Genomic DNA, 18,224 nt, shown 5'->3' with positions numbered 1-18,224 from the left:
AGCTTTTATTTGATTATAGCCCCGATGATCAGACCGCCAACGAATCCGGCGACAAACCATCTTTTATTTTTTTTGGGCTGATCGGCCAGCTGTAATTCAAATTTCTGGATCTGGGCCTGGTGCTGAAAGGACAAAAACCGCTGTTCGTTTTGGCTGGCCAGCTTCTCTTTTGCTAATTGCTCGTAACTTTTTTGAAGGCTGAACAGGCGGGGTTTGATTAGTTCGTATTTAATCGCACTGTCCTGGACGGCTTCAAAAAAACGATGGTCAATTTGCGTTCTTACGCTCCCATTCTGCGCGATACTGGGCACGCCGGATATCCATAGCCACGCTATCCAGGTTAGCCAGGCTATCGCTTTTTTTTGTGAGAAATTCATATTCTTCCAGGTAGATTTTTGCCGAATCGGCGTGTAATTCTCGTTTTTTGGAATACTTGCGCAGGCTGTCAGCAATTGCCTTACGGTTCGCAACCGGCGTTTTGTGGCTGCATGCGCGGTAAAAGAAGGCGACGCCAGCAATCAGCACAGCGACCGCGAAAGAAAGCGCGATCACTGGCATGATTGATTTGAACTTTTGAAAAATCAGCTTCATTGCAACCTGATTTTTACCTGCTTTTCGGTTCCGCCACCGCGCTTTTCCCATTCGTGCCGAAAGCCCTGTAAACCGGAATACCTGGTAATGGGAAAATCAAAAGATCCGCCGTCCACAATGCCCGTCATTCCTTTATCGCTCTTAATAAAGTCTTTCTGGATTCGGTACAAGGTTTCAGTCATTGCCAACAAAATGTGTTCTGGGTAAGACATCGCCAAATGAGAAATATCAGCGCCCCGACGGAAAGCCGAACTGGTATGAATCCACATTGCATTCGGGTTAAAACCTTCTTCTGGCGTCTTCCTATTTTCTGACACGTCGTTCCAATCGAATTCAATGGCCACGGCAGCGCCAGGGAACGTCCCCAGGTTTAGATCCACAGACATATCTTTCGTGATCAGCGTTTCCGCGCCGCCTTCGCTTGAATAAATGACGTCCGGCTGGTCGGGGGTACCCGCGCTGAAAATGGTGTTTAACTTCGTGCTGAAATCGAACACGCCGGAAGGCGCCCCAATCCCTGCGTAAAACCCGCAGGCCCTTACGCCCCCTTTTCTGGCGCCCCTGGTCAATGCTGCCTGTGATTCACGTAGCGCGTTCGTCTGGAATTCAAACCACATACGCCCGTCCGGCGTATCCATCAGGTAGTTTAATTGTTCTTCGGAATGTACGCTGGTAGGGACTGGTTTCCCGTTCGACCATCTGGCCCATTTTGCGATATCTACGGGCGCAAACCCGGTAATTTTCATAGGGCTTTCGCGGCGAACCAGCTGGAATTCTTCCGTTTGGGCCGTTGCCATGCTGATATAGTCGGAATGGTCGGGATACCTGGCCATAACTGACGCAATCCGCTGGGCGACACGTTCTAATTTTTCATGGAAACGGGTGCTGTTCATCGACGGGATGTAGTTTTTAGGAGTAGTGGGCAGATCCGGTAAATCTGTCCAGATCTCCCCGTCGATGTGGCGTGCCTTTTCGTCGTCGGTGAACATTTCGTCGCCTTCTGCCCGCCAGGGCACTAAGCATACCGACAGCCTGATATCACGCCGAACGCACCACTGCAAAGCCTTTTCCAGGATATCGTCACGGAATATGCCGTCTTTCGGCTCAAAATAGGCCCACTTCATGTTTATACGGACTCCGTCAATCCCTTTAAACTTTTCGCCGTTGTGTTCCAGGTTTAGCAGGATGTCTGCCGAATGCCGGTGCTTTGCAACGATCCCGTGCGGGTCGTGAATATCAAACCCGTCGCCGGTAGTATTCATGTATTGGTGACGGCCGTACAGTGATCCCGGTTTCGACGTTCCTGGATTAGGCTTATCAGGAACAGGAACTACGATACCCCCCTGATCAGACTTGATCAAAAACGATTTTTCAGAGTCTGCCGATTTGCACGATTTTCCCCGGATCTTCAACTGATAGGATCCGTTTGGCTGGGCTGGGAAATTGACCAAAAGCGTAGAACTTTTCGGGGCGACCGATCCGCTGATCACAAAGCCGCCGCCGCTCGAATAGATATCATACGCCAGGGTATCGACCCCCAGGCCATTAAAGCCGAATTTCAGCCCAGAGTTTGATTCGTCGGAAATGCTGGTCAGAACCGGCCCGAACGTGCAGGCTTTCTTCTCAACGGTTACGGGCGGGATCACTACTGGAGGAATAACGGGCGGCTTCACAGCCTGATCCTTAATAGCCTGTTTGACAAAGTTTTCAAGGTATTTTTTACCCACAATACTATCGGGCAAAGTCACCTTTACATTTAGTTCGATCTGGGCCAGTGCGCCAGGCTGGAAACTGGCCAGCAAAAACAATAAGCTTAATATGCGTTTCATTTGACAAAAATTTGAGGTTGAAAAAATTATTTTGGCACGATCAGCGGCCATTCTTACCCGCTTGCGCCTTGCGTCGTAATTCGTCGTTCTTCAATTCGATAAATGCCAGCACGTCCGCCAATGGCCTGGCCATAACCTGGTCGTAACCGCCATAAACCTGGCTTTCAGCCACGCGAACGATCTGTCGTTCCCAGTCCTGGACAAAAATCCCCTGGCTGATCGGCGCAGCTTCGGGATCCCCGCCATTCATGCCATAAGCGGCCAGCATTTTATTTGCTGCGTTGTTAAACCATTGCGCGGCTATGATCATCGTAACTAGGTCGGCTTTTTTAAACAGATCCGCCCGTTTGTCGGCCCTGGCGGTGCTTAGTTCCTCCCTGGGATCCTGATCACCGTCTGCCCGTTTGATGCGTTCCATAATCCCAGGTTTCGGCCTGGCGATCGTGGCCATGAACCGGGCCAGGCTCTCGATTGCGATAGCGTCCTTTTTAGCAGAATGGAAGCCGATCAAATGCGCAGTTGCGACCACGAATTCCGCCGTTTTCACCTGGGCCAGATCATTATCAGGCAAATGCATTTCCTGGCCACGGATCCGAATGCTGGCAACCGGCCGAAAGTCCGGGCCTTTCAGGATCCAGTCCAGCTGCTGGATAAGCCTCCAAAATTCGTCCCGGTTTTCCGGCCGGATCAGAACGGCCCAAACGTCTGGCGGGCAAATGAACAGTTTCTGCAAAAGTTCGATCTTTGATTCAAAGCTGTTCGGGTTCATATATGCCCCGCGCACAATGCTGATCAGATCTTTTTTGCGCAGATCCTGGTAAGAGTCTACCAGCTGGCAGGTCGCGTTCAATTCCTGGATAAATACCTTTTTCACATCCGAAAGTGTTTACGTCCTTCATTGTTTGGCATTGTCCATTTTTTACTATCGGGCGTCCGGTACAAATCACTAGCGTAATACTCTGGGAACACGGTCGGGCTGGCCTTACCGTTCAAGAATATACGCAGGGCTGTTTTGGTTTGATCCAGGCGTTTTTCCATAATACCCATCAGCCAGGCGGTCTGGTCGTCATTTACCGGCGTTTCGTCTGCCAGGTTATTTAAGACTGACGCGACGCGGATCCCGGTCGGCGAAAATTGGACACGCATCCAGGGCATTGCAGCCAGCAACGTTTCGGCAGCCGCGTATTCCTGGGCCAGCTCTAAAAGCGTGCTGTAATTTTCATCAAGTGCCTGGCCGCCCCGAACCTTCGTTTTAAGCGCCTGAAACAGGGCCGGGCCAGTGACGGTTTTCACGGTTGTCCGCTCTGCCCGCTCCATGTACGCCCGTAGCGCCCAGTACATTCGGTAGCTTTTGGAAACCTCCGGCAAAGCCTTTTGTAGAGCGGTCGGGGTGCTGATCAGGTACGCGTAATTCTGGGTAAAAGCGGCAGATCCTTTATAGATCGGGAAGTCTGCCAGATTTGCTTCCAGGAACATCATCAGGGCTTCGATCGATTCGTCGGCCTTTTTGACGATATCCTTTTGCACGGCTTCTTCCTGATAGCGGAAAAGCGACGCCGTGTCTTTTAAATCCTGCTTCTTTACCCCGCTGCCCGTGAATTCATAAAGTGCCTGGGAAAAGGCTTCTTGATAGCCATTCCAGACAATGGCCGAACAAACCAGCTTTTTTAATCTGGCCTTTTTGCCTTCCAGGTTTTCGCCGACCAGATCCGCCAGCTGGTCGGCGCCGATCAAAGAAGTGATCAAACCTTCTTCGGTTTTGTCCAGGTACGGCCTTAAAATATCCAGCGTGTTTTCCTTTCGGACGGCGGCCCCGATCACTTCCCGGACTTGATTGATACTACTGATTAGAGTCATTTGCTAAACTTTGGATATTGGCCCGCTCTGCGGCGGCCTTCGTTTTTGCTTCTTGATACAATGCCACGTACATCGCGTGTTTTTGCTCGGCTTCCGGGTAGCGCTCCGACCCTACGCGGGCCTTCCAGGTTGATACGTTCTTGGAAAGGTTCCGCAGGGCCAGGCCCAGTTCTACGCCAGCCGTCGGGATGTGGTAATCCTTTCGAAACTCTTTTACCGGCTCGTCTGTCGGCAGCATTCTGAATTCCTGGATATACTTTCGCCTGGCCAGTTCCTTGCGGTAAAGATCATCCCAGCGCAACACGTCGGCGACTTCTTTGGCACATGCTATTTCTTCCGGGATCTCTTGAAGCTGGTCGGCCAGGTCGGCCGCCTTCCGGTTGTATTCATCGCACAGCTGGCAGGATTTTGCAAACTCGACTTTGAATTCCGTCGGGGATAGCGGCCGACCTAGTTCTACTGGGCCGCTTTTGGCTTCTCCGCCCGCGTCCTTTTTGGCGTTTGCGCCCTGGCCGTCTCTACCAAGTTTTGAACTAGTGCGGCTATGGCTTCCGGCGTTGCTTGCTGGGGATCCGGCTTTGGCGCTGGCGGATATCGGTCTGACAGCGCGTCTAGGAACTTTCCCAGCTCCTGGCCCTCCTGATCGTCGTCTGCTGGCTGTTCGTCTGGCTCCCGGCCAGTAATTTTTTTGAATTCTTCGCGGCCTTTTTCTTCCGAAATAATTCCACGGCTAACACGCTGGGCCAGCTGTTTAAGCGCAATTTTTTGTTTGATATTCATTGGATAAAAAGTGATCTGTACAAAAAAAGAAGTCTGTTTCAGGACTCCTTTGTGGTGATTGTTTTAGGTTTGGCGGCGCGTTTTTTGTTGTAAACCTGCTCGATCCATCCCGGAAACTGGGCGATAATTTTTTCAGCGTAATGCTGCTCAATGGCTGTAAGGCCGGACGGGGCAATGGTGATATTGACTTCACCGAATCGGAAATTGACTGGCTTATCAGATTGATAAGCCAGTCTAACTTTTACGCGTTTCATTCTTCTTCCAGCATTCCAGGCAGCGCCAGGGTATCAGGATAGAAAGGCGGTTCAATCACAAAATTGTCATTGTCGCCGCTAAGTGCATAGCCACGCTTGTCGCCTCCTTTTTTGCCTGAATCGCCTTTTGATTTTAGAACGATCGGCGAAAGCTTCGACCCGATCACACGGATATCGCCGTCGTTTGATTCAACAAAGAAAATGGCGCCGGTATTAAGGAATTTGCGAAGCTCGACTGACTGTGCTTTCGTTAAGCCAGCAATGTCGAAACTAAGTGCATGCTTATAGCTCTGATAGTAGCGGTCTCCCTGGTTTTCGAAGCTGTAAGCGGCCGAATTATCGGCTGGTATGATTACAGAAACCGTCTTACCCACAGACACAGGAAGCGCGGTTGTAACTAACATTGTCAGTTTGTCAACGTCAGGCGCCACGCCGACCGCTTTGGGCCAGTCGATCACGGCCGGATCCAAATCAGCCACGGCAATCACACCAATTCGGCGAATACCGGCAGGGTTAGCCATTTGTTCTTCGATATTGCGCAGACCGGCAAACGAAAGAATTACGGCCCCGATAAATTCAGGATCTGCAAGCCCGGATAGTGCCAGGATATCGGGGACTATGTGAGCGGCCACAATGGCCAATAAACCTACAAAAGCAAAATTCAAAAGCTTTTTCATACTTGGTTGGTTTGTGGCAGTGCCGCCAGGTAGGGACGGCACTGCTGAAAGTTTAATTACGGTTGAAAGAAAAATTTAACCTGGGCGGGATTATACGCCAGCTTCCACAGGACGCACGCGCAAATCGTTGGTCACGATCAGATCCGCACGGAAGTAGTTCGGGGCAAAATGCCAGTCGGCCATCATTGCCACAGAGCGGTCACGCTTGTTATAATCGCTGTCCAGCGATACTTTCTTCGCGTCGCGGTCAGTCAGGTACAACAAATTCCCGTCCGGCGTAATGGCCATGAAGTCAGTTCCAGCCAGGTCGATAACCGCTTCGATCTTGATGTTTTTTGCGAAATACAAAATCATCTGACTGAAAGAGTTATACGTATTAACCTGGCCGTTCAGCGCTTCCAGGGCGAATTCGTATTCGGACGCGCGTTCTGGCGCCATGAATAGCGTCGCAGGGCCGTAAGCATATGCAGGCAGCTGCGAACGGAAAAGTTTCACCAGTGCCTTTATTTCAGCAATGATATTATCTTCCTCGATGAAAAAATCGGGATCCGCATGCGCCAAAATAGCAGTTTCCGGGATATCGTCGCTAGCGATATCAGCATCGATCAGCGTCACAATACCGTCGCAGATATCGACCGCATTTGTTCCCGCTGGGTTCAAATCTCCGCGCCATACCGCCTTCAAAGTGTCTACGCCAGCCTGTTCAACGACATGCTCGTAAATGTGATCGGCAAACATGAAGTTTTCAGGATCCCGGCCGTTCGTTCCTTCCACTTCCGCGAAATAAGTAGCTTCCAATTGCAGGCGCTCAACTTCGGTGATTAAAAGATCAATCTTTGCCGGCCGAACTTTACCGATCCTTGCGGCCACTTTCAAAGCGTTCGCCTTTGGGTTGAATGCACCCTTTGCGCCAGGCTGGGCCAGGCTCGCAAACGTCATGCTGCCCAGTACGATCGAATCAATTACGCGAAGCTTTTTAAAGCCTTCGACCTTGCCCCAGCCGTCTGTCATTTTTTTGACCATCAGCCCTTCGCCCTTTTCTTTGCGGGTTTTCAGGGATGCGTCCAATGCGCTTAAATCAACACTTGCCATTTGAAATAAAATTAGAGTTAGAAAAAATTTTGTGTCAGCTTTTTAAATGCAGCCCTACTTCGCGGCCGATCGCTTTCAGGCTGCATACATCCCGTTTTTTAGTGGCCTACGCCTTGGGATTGTTTTTCTTGTATGCCTCGCGGGCCTGGATATCAGCCTGTGTTAAGCCGTTGTTTTCCGAACCTTTGTTTACCAGATCTTCGTCAGATAGCGGGTTCACAGCCTGGCGCAGCTTCTCTTTTTGCGCCTCGGACGCAGTTAGTTTTCCCTCGGTTTCGACAAGCTTGGCAGACGTGGATTCGTGGGCTTTTTTTTCGCCTTCCAGGGCTGTGTTTGCCGCAGTCAGCTGCGCTTCCAGATTGGTCACTTTGCCTTCCAGTGCTTTAATTGCCGTAGCGTCGGCGTCCTTATTTTCCAGCTGCTTTTCGGCTTCCGAATCTTCGGCCCCTTCGCCGGTCAGATCGTCAGCGGCTACCTTTTCGGCTTCACCGACAAACTGGGAATACTGTTCGGCTGATAGGCTTTCGCTGATCGCCTTGTGACTTATGCCAAACTTTTCACTTAGCCAGGCAGTGACCGATTTCGTTTTTTTGCTCATTGTCGTATAGAAAAATAGTTGTTAGTACTTGGTTATGCAGCCAGTTCCAGGACTCGTTTCACAGCCTGCGGCAGGTCGCCTTTTCGGTCAGCCAATCCTAGTTTTATCGCCAGGTCAGCCCCGTACATTTTGCCGGTGAAAACTTCTTCCGACGTGATCTTCCCAGCCCGGCCACGCTTCACAGCGCCTTCGAATTCCCGCTGGCATTCGTCTAGCATGGTTTGAAGTAGCGCCAGGGCTTCTTCCGGCGTTGGCTCGATCCAGTTTACCAGGGCTTTATCCTTGCTTTTGGTAGCCCGCATGATCTCGATTTCAATCCCGGCCATTTTGAGGTATTCCGCGTAGTTTTCGCGGATCAACAGGGTACCGATCGAACCGACAGAGCTGGCGGCCTGGTTTTCGATGTGGATTTCATTCGCCTGGGAAGCGACGTAAATCCCGGCGCTGGCGCAGTAGGCCGTCTGCACGATAATGGGTTTTGACTTGCGGAAGTCTGCGACAGCCTGGGCGAATGCTGGCGTACTGTCAGCGGTGCCGCCTGGCGTATTCATTTGAAGTACGGCGCCTTTGAAATCGGCGTCGCTGGCTGCGGATTTGAGCGCCCGGATATAAAAGTCGTTTCCGAAATTATCCCAACTGTAACGGCTCATTTCGCCAGATAAAGGAAGAACCAAAACCGAACGGTCTGTGGAAAAGCGATCTGTTAACCACATATTCCAGGATTTAGCCACGCCATTGGCTTGGATTTTGGCCTCGTAAGCGGCCGGTAGCTTTGCCTGAAAAGGCGCCAGGCTTTTGTCTTTTAGCCTGGCCTGGATCTGGGGAACATACGACCCGTCAATGTGCCAGATAAAATTTGTCAGTCGTGAATCCATGCAACCAGTTTCTAATCGTTCGATTATTTTGTCGTTACAAGGTTATTGCCCTTTAATGCGAAGGGAAAGGACACAAAAAAGGCGTCCGAGACCTGGATCGCGGACGCCTTTTTTGTGTGTAGTGACTACGGGGCCAGGACTGGGTCGTTAATAATATTTATAGTCCCTGGACTGGTCGTTTTGTGTTTCAACGAATCGGTATGACTTGATAAGCAGTTGTATGCGTTAATCACGGCCCCCGCCGCCGTCGCCCGGAAGTTCATGACCGTAGATTGCCTGGCTACACAATTCCGCAATTCCATGATAGCCCCCGATTCAGAATTATTCTGAAAGCCTGCCACATTGTTTACAGCGGTACAGTTCACCGCTAAAAGGGTTGTATGGTTCCGGCCGGTTCCGGCTGAACTGTTCGCCATACTAAACCCGATTGAGTTGTTGCGGGCTAATGCATCATAGACCGTATAGGATCCGCCATTGGCTGGCGTAAAGCCGCCCCCGCCAGGATTGTATTCAGCAAGCCCGCCATATACCGTCACCTCACTGCGAATGTGACCTGACATTCCATCGTCTCCATTGTCATGCGCCCAGGGGTTGTAATAAATGGAAATGCCGACACTTCTACGCAGGTCGTTTCCTGGCTGGCTCCCGTTGTACAGATCGTAATGCTGGTTAAACCCATCGTTCGAGCATCCCCCCGCTTCATCCCGGTAACTGATCACATGCGCCCCATCGTCGCGAAAGCCGCCGTTTGTAGAAACAACGCCCAGGGCCACGCAATTGATCCGCGTAACGGTAGCGAAACCCGACGAAATCAGCCCGGAAGTTGAGAACATGAACCGCAGGTTTTCGTAAGCGACCCGCCCCAATGCTGCCGTGTTCGAAAACGACGGCACAGTATTAGTTACCCGGACTGGAATATGGTAATCAAATCCGTTCGAGGTTGGATTTGTGCTTCCAGAGGCATTTAAATAAAGTTTCCCGGCTGATAGGTAATATTTGCCAGGCGACGCATCCAAAGAAGTCAGCGTGGCTGCCAGGTCAGCGCCAGCCGCAATTTGGGCTATTTCCGTGTAAGGCAACCGATATACTAATCCGCGCTGTAATGGATGCACTTCCGCGTCAGTAATTAATTTAGAAGGGTTTTTATCTTCAAAAATGCGCGGCAACCCGTCGGTAGTGTGCGCCCAGGCTGGTATCGTCCCGGCGAAGTCCGCTTCGTAAATGTTTGTCCTTCCCGTGGTCTTAATCCAGCCAGTCAGTTTTTGGCTGCCTAGTACGCGAACGACGGCATTATTTTTACTCGTAAGCCGAATACTTTCTGATAGGATCATGGTCATATCCAGGGCTTCGTAATAATCCCCGCCTGAAATGATTATAGTGGCCCCTGTCCTACCTGCACAGGAAAGGATCGCTTTATTGATTGTCTTGAATGCGGCAGCGTCTGATAGCCCATTGTTTAGGTCTGAACCTAATGCATCAGAGACATAGAAGGTCGCCTGCTTTATGGTGGAAATGTCCGTGGCGTTCTGAACGACTAGATCTTTTACTGAACTGGTCGTGGCCAGATCGGCGCGATATTGAAGATCGTAAAGCGAGGTAGTTGACGCCACAGAGGTCACATCCCCGATTATACTGCGGCTTAGGCTAGTAGACCCCACCACGTCGGAAAACTGCATGGTGCCAGTTCCTTCGAAGGCAATAAACCAGCCTGACGATAAGTTCCAGGAAGCGAATAAAGTCCCTGGCAGGGTGTTTTCTCCGACTACAAACGTATGCGACAATGAATATTGTTCAGCATAAAATGAGCCATTGGGTGAAAGTATCTTCACTTTCCCAACGCCCGCAACGGCTACCCTGACTTTTAGTTCACTGATTTTGATTGTACCACTTAAAACCGGGATAGCCTGCAAACTAAACCGCGTCCTTGTCGTGCCGCTGGCTACCCCATCAACTGGCGTAACCTTGCCCATCATTGCCGTAGCCGAAATAATTACTTTTGAATCAAGGCTGGTTAAATGATCATTGACGCTAGTAAGTTGTGTGTCAGTATAGGATTTAGCAGTAGAAAGCGCCGCCGGGATTCCTGAATTCTGGTCTGTACTGAGCGAATAAACCAGGCTCATACTGCCGCGCGCTCCGATAATTATATCGCCAGTTGGTAGCGACGATGAATTTATAGTAGCAACCTGGCTTCCTTCAATAATCAGATTAATAGTCGTTGCCGACACGCCCGGAATCAGGTCTATGCGCACATGCTGGCCAGTTGTATAGTCGCGCGACAAGTCCGCCGCCATAATGGTAGTAATGGTGCTGGTTCCGGCTTTTACAAATGAAAGCTGCCCTGTATTCCTCCAAACGAAAATAACCCTGTCCGCGCCGGACACAAAACCCACCCCGAAACTCGGATCCGCAGTTACAAAAGAAGTAGGCGTATAGTCGAGTGAAATTTTTGTCAAACCAGCGGAAGGGACGCCCGTTTGCATATCTGTAATCATCGACGTGTTAACGACATCGCTAAACCCAGTCACAGCCACGCTACGATCCAAGTTTTCAACCTGGCCCATGTTTCCGGGGGTAGTGGCAACGCCAGTTAAAAGGCTCCTTGTGAATGTTAGCGGAACCGGTAGGTTCCTGACTAATCGCCCAGTGGTGCTTTTATACAGGTCGTCAATGTTTGCGTCAAGCGCAATAGTTCTTTGAAAAGCGGCGTCTGACGGCGGTATATATGACCAAACCGTACCACGGACAATAATTTTGGCGCCTGGCACCATATTGATCGCCGTTCCCGTGATCGACCTGGTGCCCCCCTTTACAACATCGAAGTATTTCCCGTCAGCAAATACCGGGATCGTGTCGGGCGTACTCGTGCTGCCAGTTGCCTTAACTGTGGCTATTCCGGTACTCGCGTCATATTCGCCAATGCCTGACCCCAGGGAAAAGGTGTTAAAAATGGCTGATACAGTACTTGATACGGAATCGATCGCTTTCGCTGACGAAAGAAAAACGGCCCGCAGCTTTTCAGCGCTTATTTGCCTGGCGTTGTTTGTGGCCAGATCATTAATGATTTGATTGCGCAAATCCCTGGTAGGGGAAGTTTGTCCGATCGCGGGCTGAATCCCTGCAAGTGCAATGAGGAAGGAAAACAGGGCGACTTTTAGCCGTGATTTGAGTAACATGCTACTACTGGTTTGGTTATGTAAAAGAGAAATCGAAACTGAAATCAAATTCTGAGTCGGGGAACAGCGCTTCGTTCTCATACTCCGGCAGGGTTACGAATGGGAAGATTTGTTCGGCCGAAAATGAAAATACCATCGGGTTTTGGGCGCCTGGCCCCGCCCCTGTCGTGCTTTGGAACTCCATTATTAATCCGGTCGGATCTCCGCCAATGACCCGGACGTGACCGTTATAATCTTCGGCAATCAGTAGCCATTCCGTAGTCGGATTGTTGGCAACCCAGCTAATGATCTGGTTATTGATATGAGGAAGTGTAAATGAAACCGACGCAACCCAGTAGGCCGCCCCGGATCCGCTAAATCGCCGCTGGAAACTAGCAATGCAAGCCAGGTCATTTGGGAAAATAAATTCATAAAATACCAGATCGGCCACTGGGATCAGCTCGATATCCGGGCGCAGGATTGAAACACGATCCGAATTGACGATTTTCAGCCGACGGATTCCGGACTGATTTAAGGGAATGGGCTCCCAGGGAAGGAAAGATGTTATAGCTGCCATATTCGCCAAAATTATTGCAGCTGTAACCCTTCGAAAAGGACGAAAAAACACGGCGATTTATAACGCAAAAACGCCACTTCTGTATCAGAAATGGCGTTTTTGGCTCCTACAAAAAGGTTTAAAGCCCGACAATAACAACCTAAACCCTACAAACTAGTTCAGACACCGACAAAAGTGGCTTCGAAAGTTTGCGATTTCTTGAATTTTTTTTCCCGATACGCTCCAAATGATCCCGGTAAATCTTGCGGGCTGTTTCAATGTCGATATCCTTATCCAGGGCGTCACTGGTTACGATCCCCCGCCTGTCTAAAAAAGATTTGACCATCCATCCGTATTCCGGTTCAGGATGCACGGAATGTATGGCCGCAATCTCACGAATAAAAGCCGCCCTGAACTGTTCAGTAAGCAGTGTGACCAGATCGCCATAACGCTCCACGGGCACGTCAAAAGCTTTCTTTTTGCACTTGTATTGAATCGTCAGGATCTCGGTGTTTTTCCCTGCTACCACAGGCTGATAAATCTGGGTGTGCGGGATATGGCGCGACACCACAAAAATCAGGTGCCCCAGCTCTGAAATCCTGGGGACTTTAATTGTGTCACGGGTCAATAATTCATAGTCCGGCTCTGATAAAAGAAACTTTTTAACATACTTAGGCACGCACAAAGTGATTTCTTTATCCATTTTTTGACAACTGTTTTAGATGGGTTACGAAGTAGAAATATTATAATTACGCTTGTAGTGTTATTTTGCTATTTTCTATAACAAATATACTAAAAACGCAATATTTTACTACTACTTCAAATTACTAATTCTATCTAAAATACCATAAAGCACCCCGTTTGCATTGGCGTTATTTACTGCGCTTTCTACGCCCCTGGTAGCTCCTACATTTTCGTTCACTGCATTTTTAACGCTGTCGATCCGGCTACCCAAAGCGTTCACCTCATTACCCATTTCTTTCAGTGCCCCTGCCGTACTGTCAGCGCTGGCCCCGATCGCCTTTTCTACCCCCGCCAGGGCGTCCGCCGTTCCTTCCGCCGTGGCTTCCAGGGTATCAATTATTTCCTGTAATAATTTCAGCTGCGTTTCCCCTTGTTTTTGGCTGGCCTCAAATGCAGCCTGGCTTTCGGCCGTCGATGGGTTTGGCTCTGTCCCGTCGATGCCGTCAAAGGCGCCGGTGTCGGCGGAAGGCATTTCTGACGTGTAAGCGTCGGCCTCTTTTTGAGCATTGGCCGCCTCGATCTCCGCGGCGGTCGCTGCCTCTTTCGCTTTGCGCTTTTTAGACCCAAACAAATACATTTCCTTTTTCCAGTACGGCGATTCAAACAGCGTCCCGCCATCGCGGAAGCTGCTTTGCAGGCCCCGTTCGCTGGAAACGGCTTTGTTGCGCATGCCTGGCGTACGGGCGTTTTTGAACATTTCGGTAATCAGCGGCATATTCGCAGCCGTCTGATCCGCGCTGATAATGGCTTCATCCCCTTCCATTTCGCCCACTTCCCGGCCAGATCCGCGATCGATTAAAGCAATCCCACCGGTGCCGTAGCTATTGCCATGCTTGCCGCCCTGGGCCACAAAGCCGCCGTGCGCAAATGTGGGTTCTGGCTGGTTTTTGATCTTTGCGATCTGGACGCCAGTCACTACGGCCGCAGTCGCCGCCAGGATAATATTCAGCGGGAAAAAGTTCGCCAGGGCTTTGAGCACTGCCAGGGCGCCGGTGATAAGGGCCGTAGCGATATCGGCCTTTTTCTGGGCGCGGAATGCCTTTTGCTTTTCGGCCATTTCAGTGGCGCGGGCTTTACGGTTTTCGGCCGCGATCGTTTCTTCCAGATCTGCTTTAAAATCCGCTTTCTGTTCGGCTTCGTCGCTGGCTAACTGGATCTGTTTTTCGCTGGAAGTTGCCGCATCAGTTAGCAGTGTTTCGCTGCTTTCGATCGTGAATTCCTGCAAGGCGTCGATCATTTCCGCTTTGGCTTCCGCTTCCTCTGTGGCCAGGCGGATTTTTTCTTCACTCTCCTTTTCAGCCAGGCGGATTTTCTCTTCGATCGCCCGCTTTTCATCTTCCGTTTTGGCCAGGTTCGCCAGGCGCTGCAACTCCTTTATTTTTTCTTCTTCCGCAGCTTTCATTTGCTGCAACTGCTCACTGTAGTATTTTTTCAGCGCCGCCCGCTTGTCTTCTTCGCTAGTAGTTTCGCTGGTCAGTATACGTTCGAGTTCTGCCAGCCGCTGGGTTTCCGCAGATTTAAGCGCTGTGATGAAATTGGAACTGGCCGTGATCATTGATTCGGTCACTTGTAATTCGGCGGTCAGGATCCCGATTTTAGCGTCGCGCTCCCGGTTGGCTTCGGCGATCGCCTTTTCAGCCTTACGCTGGGCCAAATCATTCAGGAAACTGACGGCAGCCTGGGCCGCCTGGGCGCCTGACTCATAATTTGACATATCCGCAGAAATACGTTCCTGCCACGCCGCCTTATGGGTATTGACCATCTGCGACATTCCGGCCGCGAAAGTTGAAATGTCGCCGCGCAATAAGGCCGAAAACATATCTGAATAATTTTTCAGATTCGCCTGTTTTTTATCCCTCAGATCATCGTCAATGGCTTTTTTCGCGGCCGCTGTCTGCGCTTCGGCCGTGATCGCTTCCTGGTGGTAGCGCTTTTCCACGGCCAGGATCGCCGCTTCCGCCTGGTCAGTGTCAGCAATGTCGGCGGCAATCCGCGCCTTTTCTGCGGCTTCTTCTTGCGCCAGCTGCTCTTTCAAATACCGCAGTTCCAGGTCGGCACGTTCTTTGGCGATCGCCGCCAGCTGGGTAGCATTGCCTTTGGCCTGGGTAACTTTAAAATCTAACAGGGACTGTTCCGCCTCTTTTTGCTGGGCCGTGATGAATAGCGCATTTTCAGCCCGTTTTACGGCATGTTCTTTTTCGACTTCCAGGGCTTTTTTCCTGTATTCCGTGGCGGTTTTCTCGATTTCAGCTTCGGCGTTCCTGTTAATGGAAGCCCTGGCGGTTTCTTTTGTGGCTTCGTCGGCCAGCGAATCGTTAATTTCCTTTAACCGCTTCCGGCTCTTTTCCTCGATCTTAGCCGTGTCGGAAGCCAGCGAGTTTTTCGCCACAGTCGCGTCGTGCTCAGATTCCAGCTGCGCGATCAGCTCCAAAGCTTTCGCGCGGTCGTTCTTTACCTTTTCATCGTATTTAGCTTCTGCGTCGGCAAAAGCTTTCATTTCCTTTTCCTTCTCTTTGGCTCGTTTTTCAGCCTCCTTTACCTGGGCGGCGGTCAGCTCCTTTTGATGGGCTTCGCCTTGTTTTTTTCCGGCCAGTTTGGCTTCCACTTCCCCTTCTGGGTTTTTCCAGATCCCCACAATTTCCTTGCTGGTTTTCTTCCCAGATTCTCCCAGGGAAAACAGGGCTTTTTTCCCGTAGTCGCTGGCTTCATTAATCGCCGTTTTTGCGCCGGACAAATTACCCTTTGCAGCTTCCAGCGCCGCTTCTCCCAGTTTAAAAATGACCATACCGGCGTTATTGACCGTATCCACAATGCCGACTACGACCGCTTTAACGACCAGGGCGGCAGACGCGAACGCTTTTCCAAAAAGGCTTAATGCCGGGATGCAGGCCAGGATCAGATCCATGATCGCGATAAAAACAGGCTTTAAGCCCGTTCCGACCTCGTTGGTTAGCTCGTCGAAACTATCGCCCAGGTTGGACGCCTTTCCGCCCAGGGTTTCCATCATTTTGGCATTGGATCCGGCCACGCCTTCCATATCGCCAAACGCGATAATCGCCGCGTTGATAGCTTCCGGCGTATTGGCGACGGTCTGCTGCATTCCCTTAAATGAGAATGTGACCTGGTCGCCCGATTTCTTGGCACTGATCCCGAATTCCTTCAAACGTTCGTTTTCGCCGGTTGCCGCATCCAGGGCGGCTTCTACCAGCTGATCGAACGTTTTGCCCTGGGACGCTGCCAGGTCGGCCATTGCGATCATTTCCTTTTGGGATGGTCGCAGCCCGCGATTGACCATTTTTACGTACCCTTCCGTGAGTTCGGCGACGCTATAAGAAGTATTGGCGGCCATGACTTTGATCGCTTCCAGCGACTGGCGGGCTTCTTTCTGGCTCCCCAACGCAGTGGTCAGGACTTTATCGTACTTCTCGAACTGCGCCGTAGTATCGAAAATCTTTTTTCCCAGCTCGAAAATGTACTGCACGACGGCCAGGGCCAGGAACGCATTAAAAGCACCTTTTACAGTGTTAACCCCTGAAACCATTTTGCCCCAAAGGCCCTGTTTGTTAGGTTGATCCAGCCCATCGCTGAGTCCGCGCATTTCTTTACCGACCTGTTTAAACCGGTCTTCGACTTCTTTCAGCTGCTTTGATTTTGCGATAAAATCAGCCGTGCCAGGCGTCATTTTTTTTAGCTCACCGGTCAGGTTCCTGACCTCCGTTTGTAGCTGCTTGTAGGTCATTGCGCTGACCCCGACTTCCGCACGTAACTTTTGCTGCTGAACCAGGTTAGCATTCAGTTCCTTGTTCAGGGTTTGCCATTCTGCCGAACCTTCGGGCACCTCTTTAAGCGCCTTTTCAAGGCTGCGGGATTCCTTTTCTAGCAGGGCCAATTTGTTACGCGCTTCGTCCCCTTCGATTTTCAGGGTAATACTTACCGTTTCATTAGGCTGGAAAGACATTTTTTGACTTATTACGATTTGTAGGATCCGGCCCGGATCCAATCCAATCGCAATAAAAAAAGCCTCAATACAGGCCAAAAGGACACAAAAAAAGCGCCGCTAGGGCGCTTCTCTCAACAAAAGTTATTGCCGGTTCTGAAAATTTTCAAACCTAAAAAGGGACGTTATAAAGACCATGCACCCAACTTAATCATGCGATATGATTTGTACATTTGGTAGTAATATTTATCCAAAATTGTTATCAATGGATCATTTAAAGGAGGTCGTAAGGAAGTTAAAATCCCAATCAGATTTACTATATGAAGCTGTGTTCAATGACGAAAAATCAGCAATTAAGATTCTGGTTAACTCATATGAGACGGAACTGAGCACTACCATTCCTTATTCATTCGACGGTTTTGAACGATTAATTTCCGATTCGAATATGTGGGCAACAGTCGCGAAAAACTTTGAAGACAAAGTTTGCGAACTAACCTACAAATTAATAAGGATTGAGCTAATAATGATCCTAAAAGCAAGCAAGTTGTATAGAGAAAAGTACTATATAAACTTTGCCCCTCCCGATCTCTCGAAAAAATGTGACGATTATGATTTGGAAAGGCAATGCGTTCAACTTTTTATTACCAGATTCGGATTCAATTGTCTTGCGGTAAAAGAGTTAATGAACGAAGGTTTGGCAAAGTTCGAAGCTTTTGAACTGTCAATCGGCATTCTTCTACGATCCTGTCTACTCGACGTTTCTCTAATTGCTTGCTGGAATAACAAACCAGAATTTCTTTATCACATGGCTTCCGAATCACTTCTTCCTCGAAATTTGCCAGGACATATTAACCAGAAAGATTTAAATGGGTTTGAACGGCTCCACAACTTTTACAATCCTGAAAAAGTCCGATTTGAGCCAAAGGAAGTAAAAAAGATGCTGGCAGCTCTTGCACCCCAGTTAAAAAAGGAATTTGACGAATTGTATTTATACTATTCCAAGTATGATCATTTTAGCCTTATACCTATACTTTCCCGTCATAGTGTCAGAAATCAATTGCGACTTACACAACGCTCTATTGACCTCGTTAGACAATTTTTCTTTATGCTGATTTCTCGAAACTCCATCTTACCAAAAGAAGAATTTTCAGATATTTTAGGTATGAGAGAAGAAGTGAATGACGAAACCGGGCACTACAAACTAATAACCGTACCAGCATTAGATTTACTATCAGGAACTTACAAAGTGATTTAATTAATACTTATAGTTTAATTTTCG

Annotated in this window: 17 protein-coding genes; 1 reads left to right on the top strand and 16 read right to left on the bottom strand. The window is 49.7% G+C overall.

What is annotated here, in order from left to right; all coding sequences use genetic code 11:
* Positions 1 to 5 precede the first annotated feature (5 nt).
* From LZG72_RS00235 to LZG72_RS00160, 16 genes are all read right to left on the bottom strand, one after another.
* Positions 6 to 377 (bottom strand): hypothetical protein, encoded by a 372-nt coding sequence (locus tag LZG72_RS00235; protein ID WP_233866097.1) that lies wholly within the window; start codon positions 375 to 377, stop codon positions 6 to 8.
* Positions 268 to 591 (bottom strand): hypothetical protein, encoded by a 324-nt coding sequence (locus tag LZG72_RS00230; RefSeq protein WP_233866096.1) that lies wholly within the window; start codon positions 589 to 591, stop codon positions 268 to 270. The genes LZG72_RS00235 and LZG72_RS00230 overlap by 110 nt, the downstream gene beginning before the upstream one ends.
* On the bottom strand, positions 588 to 2,420 hold the full coding sequence (locus LZG72_RS00225) for a hypothetical protein (protein WP_233866095.1): 1,833 nt from the start codon (positions 2,418 to 2,420) through the stop codon (positions 588 to 590). The genes LZG72_RS00230 and LZG72_RS00225 overlap by 4 nt, the downstream gene beginning before the upstream one ends.
* Positions 2,421 to 2,460: 40 nt before the next feature.
* The gene (locus LZG72_RS00220) at positions 2,461 to 3,294 is read right to left on the bottom strand and encodes a hypothetical protein (RefSeq protein WP_233866093.1); all 834 of its coding nucleotides are present in this window, start codon (positions 3,292 to 3,294) and stop codon (positions 2,461 to 2,463) included.
* Complete coding sequence (locus LZG72_RS00215; RefSeq protein ID WP_233866090.1) at positions 3,291 to 4,277, bottom strand: DUF6712 family protein; 987 nt, start codon at positions 4,275 to 4,277, stop codon at positions 3,291 to 3,293. Before LZG72_RS00215 ends, LZG72_RS00220 begins: the two co-directional genes overlap by 4 nt.
* Entirely contained in the window at positions 4,261 to 4,581 is a 321-nt protein-coding gene (locus LZG72_RS00210) for a hypothetical protein (protein ID WP_233866088.1), read from the bottom strand. The genes LZG72_RS00215 and LZG72_RS00210 overlap by 17 nt, the downstream gene beginning before the upstream one ends.
* A 152-nt stretch (positions 4,582 to 4,733) precedes the next feature.
* The gene (locus tag LZG72_RS00205) at positions 4,734 to 5,057 is read right to left on the bottom strand and encodes a hypothetical protein (protein ID WP_233866086.1); all 324 of its coding nucleotides are present in this window, start codon (positions 5,055 to 5,057) and stop codon (positions 4,734 to 4,736) included.
* Between the two features lie 38 nt (positions 5,058 to 5,095).
* A complete protein-coding gene (locus LZG72_RS00200) occupies positions 5,096 to 5,311 on the bottom strand; it encodes a hypothetical protein (protein WP_233866084.1) in 216 nt (71 codons plus the stop codon).
* Positions 5,308 to 5,988, bottom strand: coding sequence for a hypothetical protein (locus tag LZG72_RS00195; RefSeq protein ID WP_233866082.1), 681 nt, complete (start codon positions 5,986 to 5,988; stop codon positions 5,308 to 5,310). The genes LZG72_RS00200 and LZG72_RS00195 overlap by 4 nt, the downstream gene beginning before the upstream one ends.
* 90 nt (positions 5,989 to 6,078) lie before the next feature.
* A complete protein-coding gene (locus LZG72_RS00190; protein ID WP_233866079.1) occupies positions 6,079 to 7,080 on the bottom strand; it encodes a hypothetical protein in 1,002 nt (333 codons plus the stop codon).
* 106 nt (positions 7,081 to 7,186) lie between these two features.
* Entirely contained in the window at positions 7,187 to 7,678 is a 492-nt protein-coding gene (locus tag LZG72_RS00185) for a hypothetical protein (protein ID WP_233866076.1), read from the bottom strand.
* A 32-nt stretch (positions 7,679 to 7,710) separates the two neighbouring features.
* Positions 7,711 to 8,553 (bottom strand): S49 family peptidase, encoded by an 843-nt coding sequence (locus LZG72_RS00180; protein ID WP_233866074.1) that lies wholly within the window; start codon positions 8,551 to 8,553, stop codon positions 7,711 to 7,713.
* Positions 8,554 to 8,678: 125 nt separating this feature from the next.
* Positions 8,679 to 11,729: a hypothetical protein gene (locus tag LZG72_RS00175; protein ID WP_233866071.1), complete on the bottom strand. Its 3,051-nt coding sequence runs from the start codon at positions 11,727 to 11,729 to the stop codon at positions 8,679 to 8,681.
* A 16-nt stretch (positions 11,730 to 11,745) separates the two neighbouring features.
* Positions 11,746 to 12,285, bottom strand: a complete 540-nt coding sequence (locus LZG72_RS00170) for a hypothetical protein (protein ID WP_233866068.1) — start codon at positions 12,283 to 12,285, stop codon at positions 11,746 to 11,748.
* Positions 12,286 to 12,424: 139 nt separating this feature from the next.
* Positions 12,425 to 12,967, bottom strand: coding sequence for a hypothetical protein (locus LZG72_RS00165; RefSeq protein WP_233866065.1), 543 nt, complete (start codon positions 12,965 to 12,967; stop codon positions 12,425 to 12,427).
* Positions 12,968 to 13,078: 111 nt separating this feature from the next.
* Complete coding sequence (locus LZG72_RS00160; protein WP_233866063.1) at positions 13,079 to 16,966, bottom strand: hypothetical protein; 3,888 nt, start codon at positions 16,964 to 16,966, stop codon at positions 13,079 to 13,081.
* A 244-nt stretch (positions 16,967 to 17,210) separates the two neighbouring features.
* Between LZG72_RS00160 and LZG72_RS00155 the strand changes: the two genes are divergently transcribed.
* Positions 17,211 to 18,200: a hypothetical protein gene (locus tag LZG72_RS00155; protein WP_233866061.1), complete on the top strand. Its 990-nt coding sequence runs from the start codon at positions 17,211 to 17,213 to the stop codon at positions 18,198 to 18,200.
* Positions 18,201 to 18,224 lie beyond the last annotated feature (24 nt).

Origin of the sequence: Dyadobacter sp. CY323, from assembly GCF_021390245.1 — a bacterium.
Taxonomy (GTDB): domain Bacteria; phylum Bacteroidota; class Bacteroidia; order Cytophagales; family Spirosomataceae; genus Dyadobacter.
The sequence above is the reverse complement of the archived record's forward strand: the minus strand, read 5'-3'. Positions and strand labels throughout refer to the sequence as shown.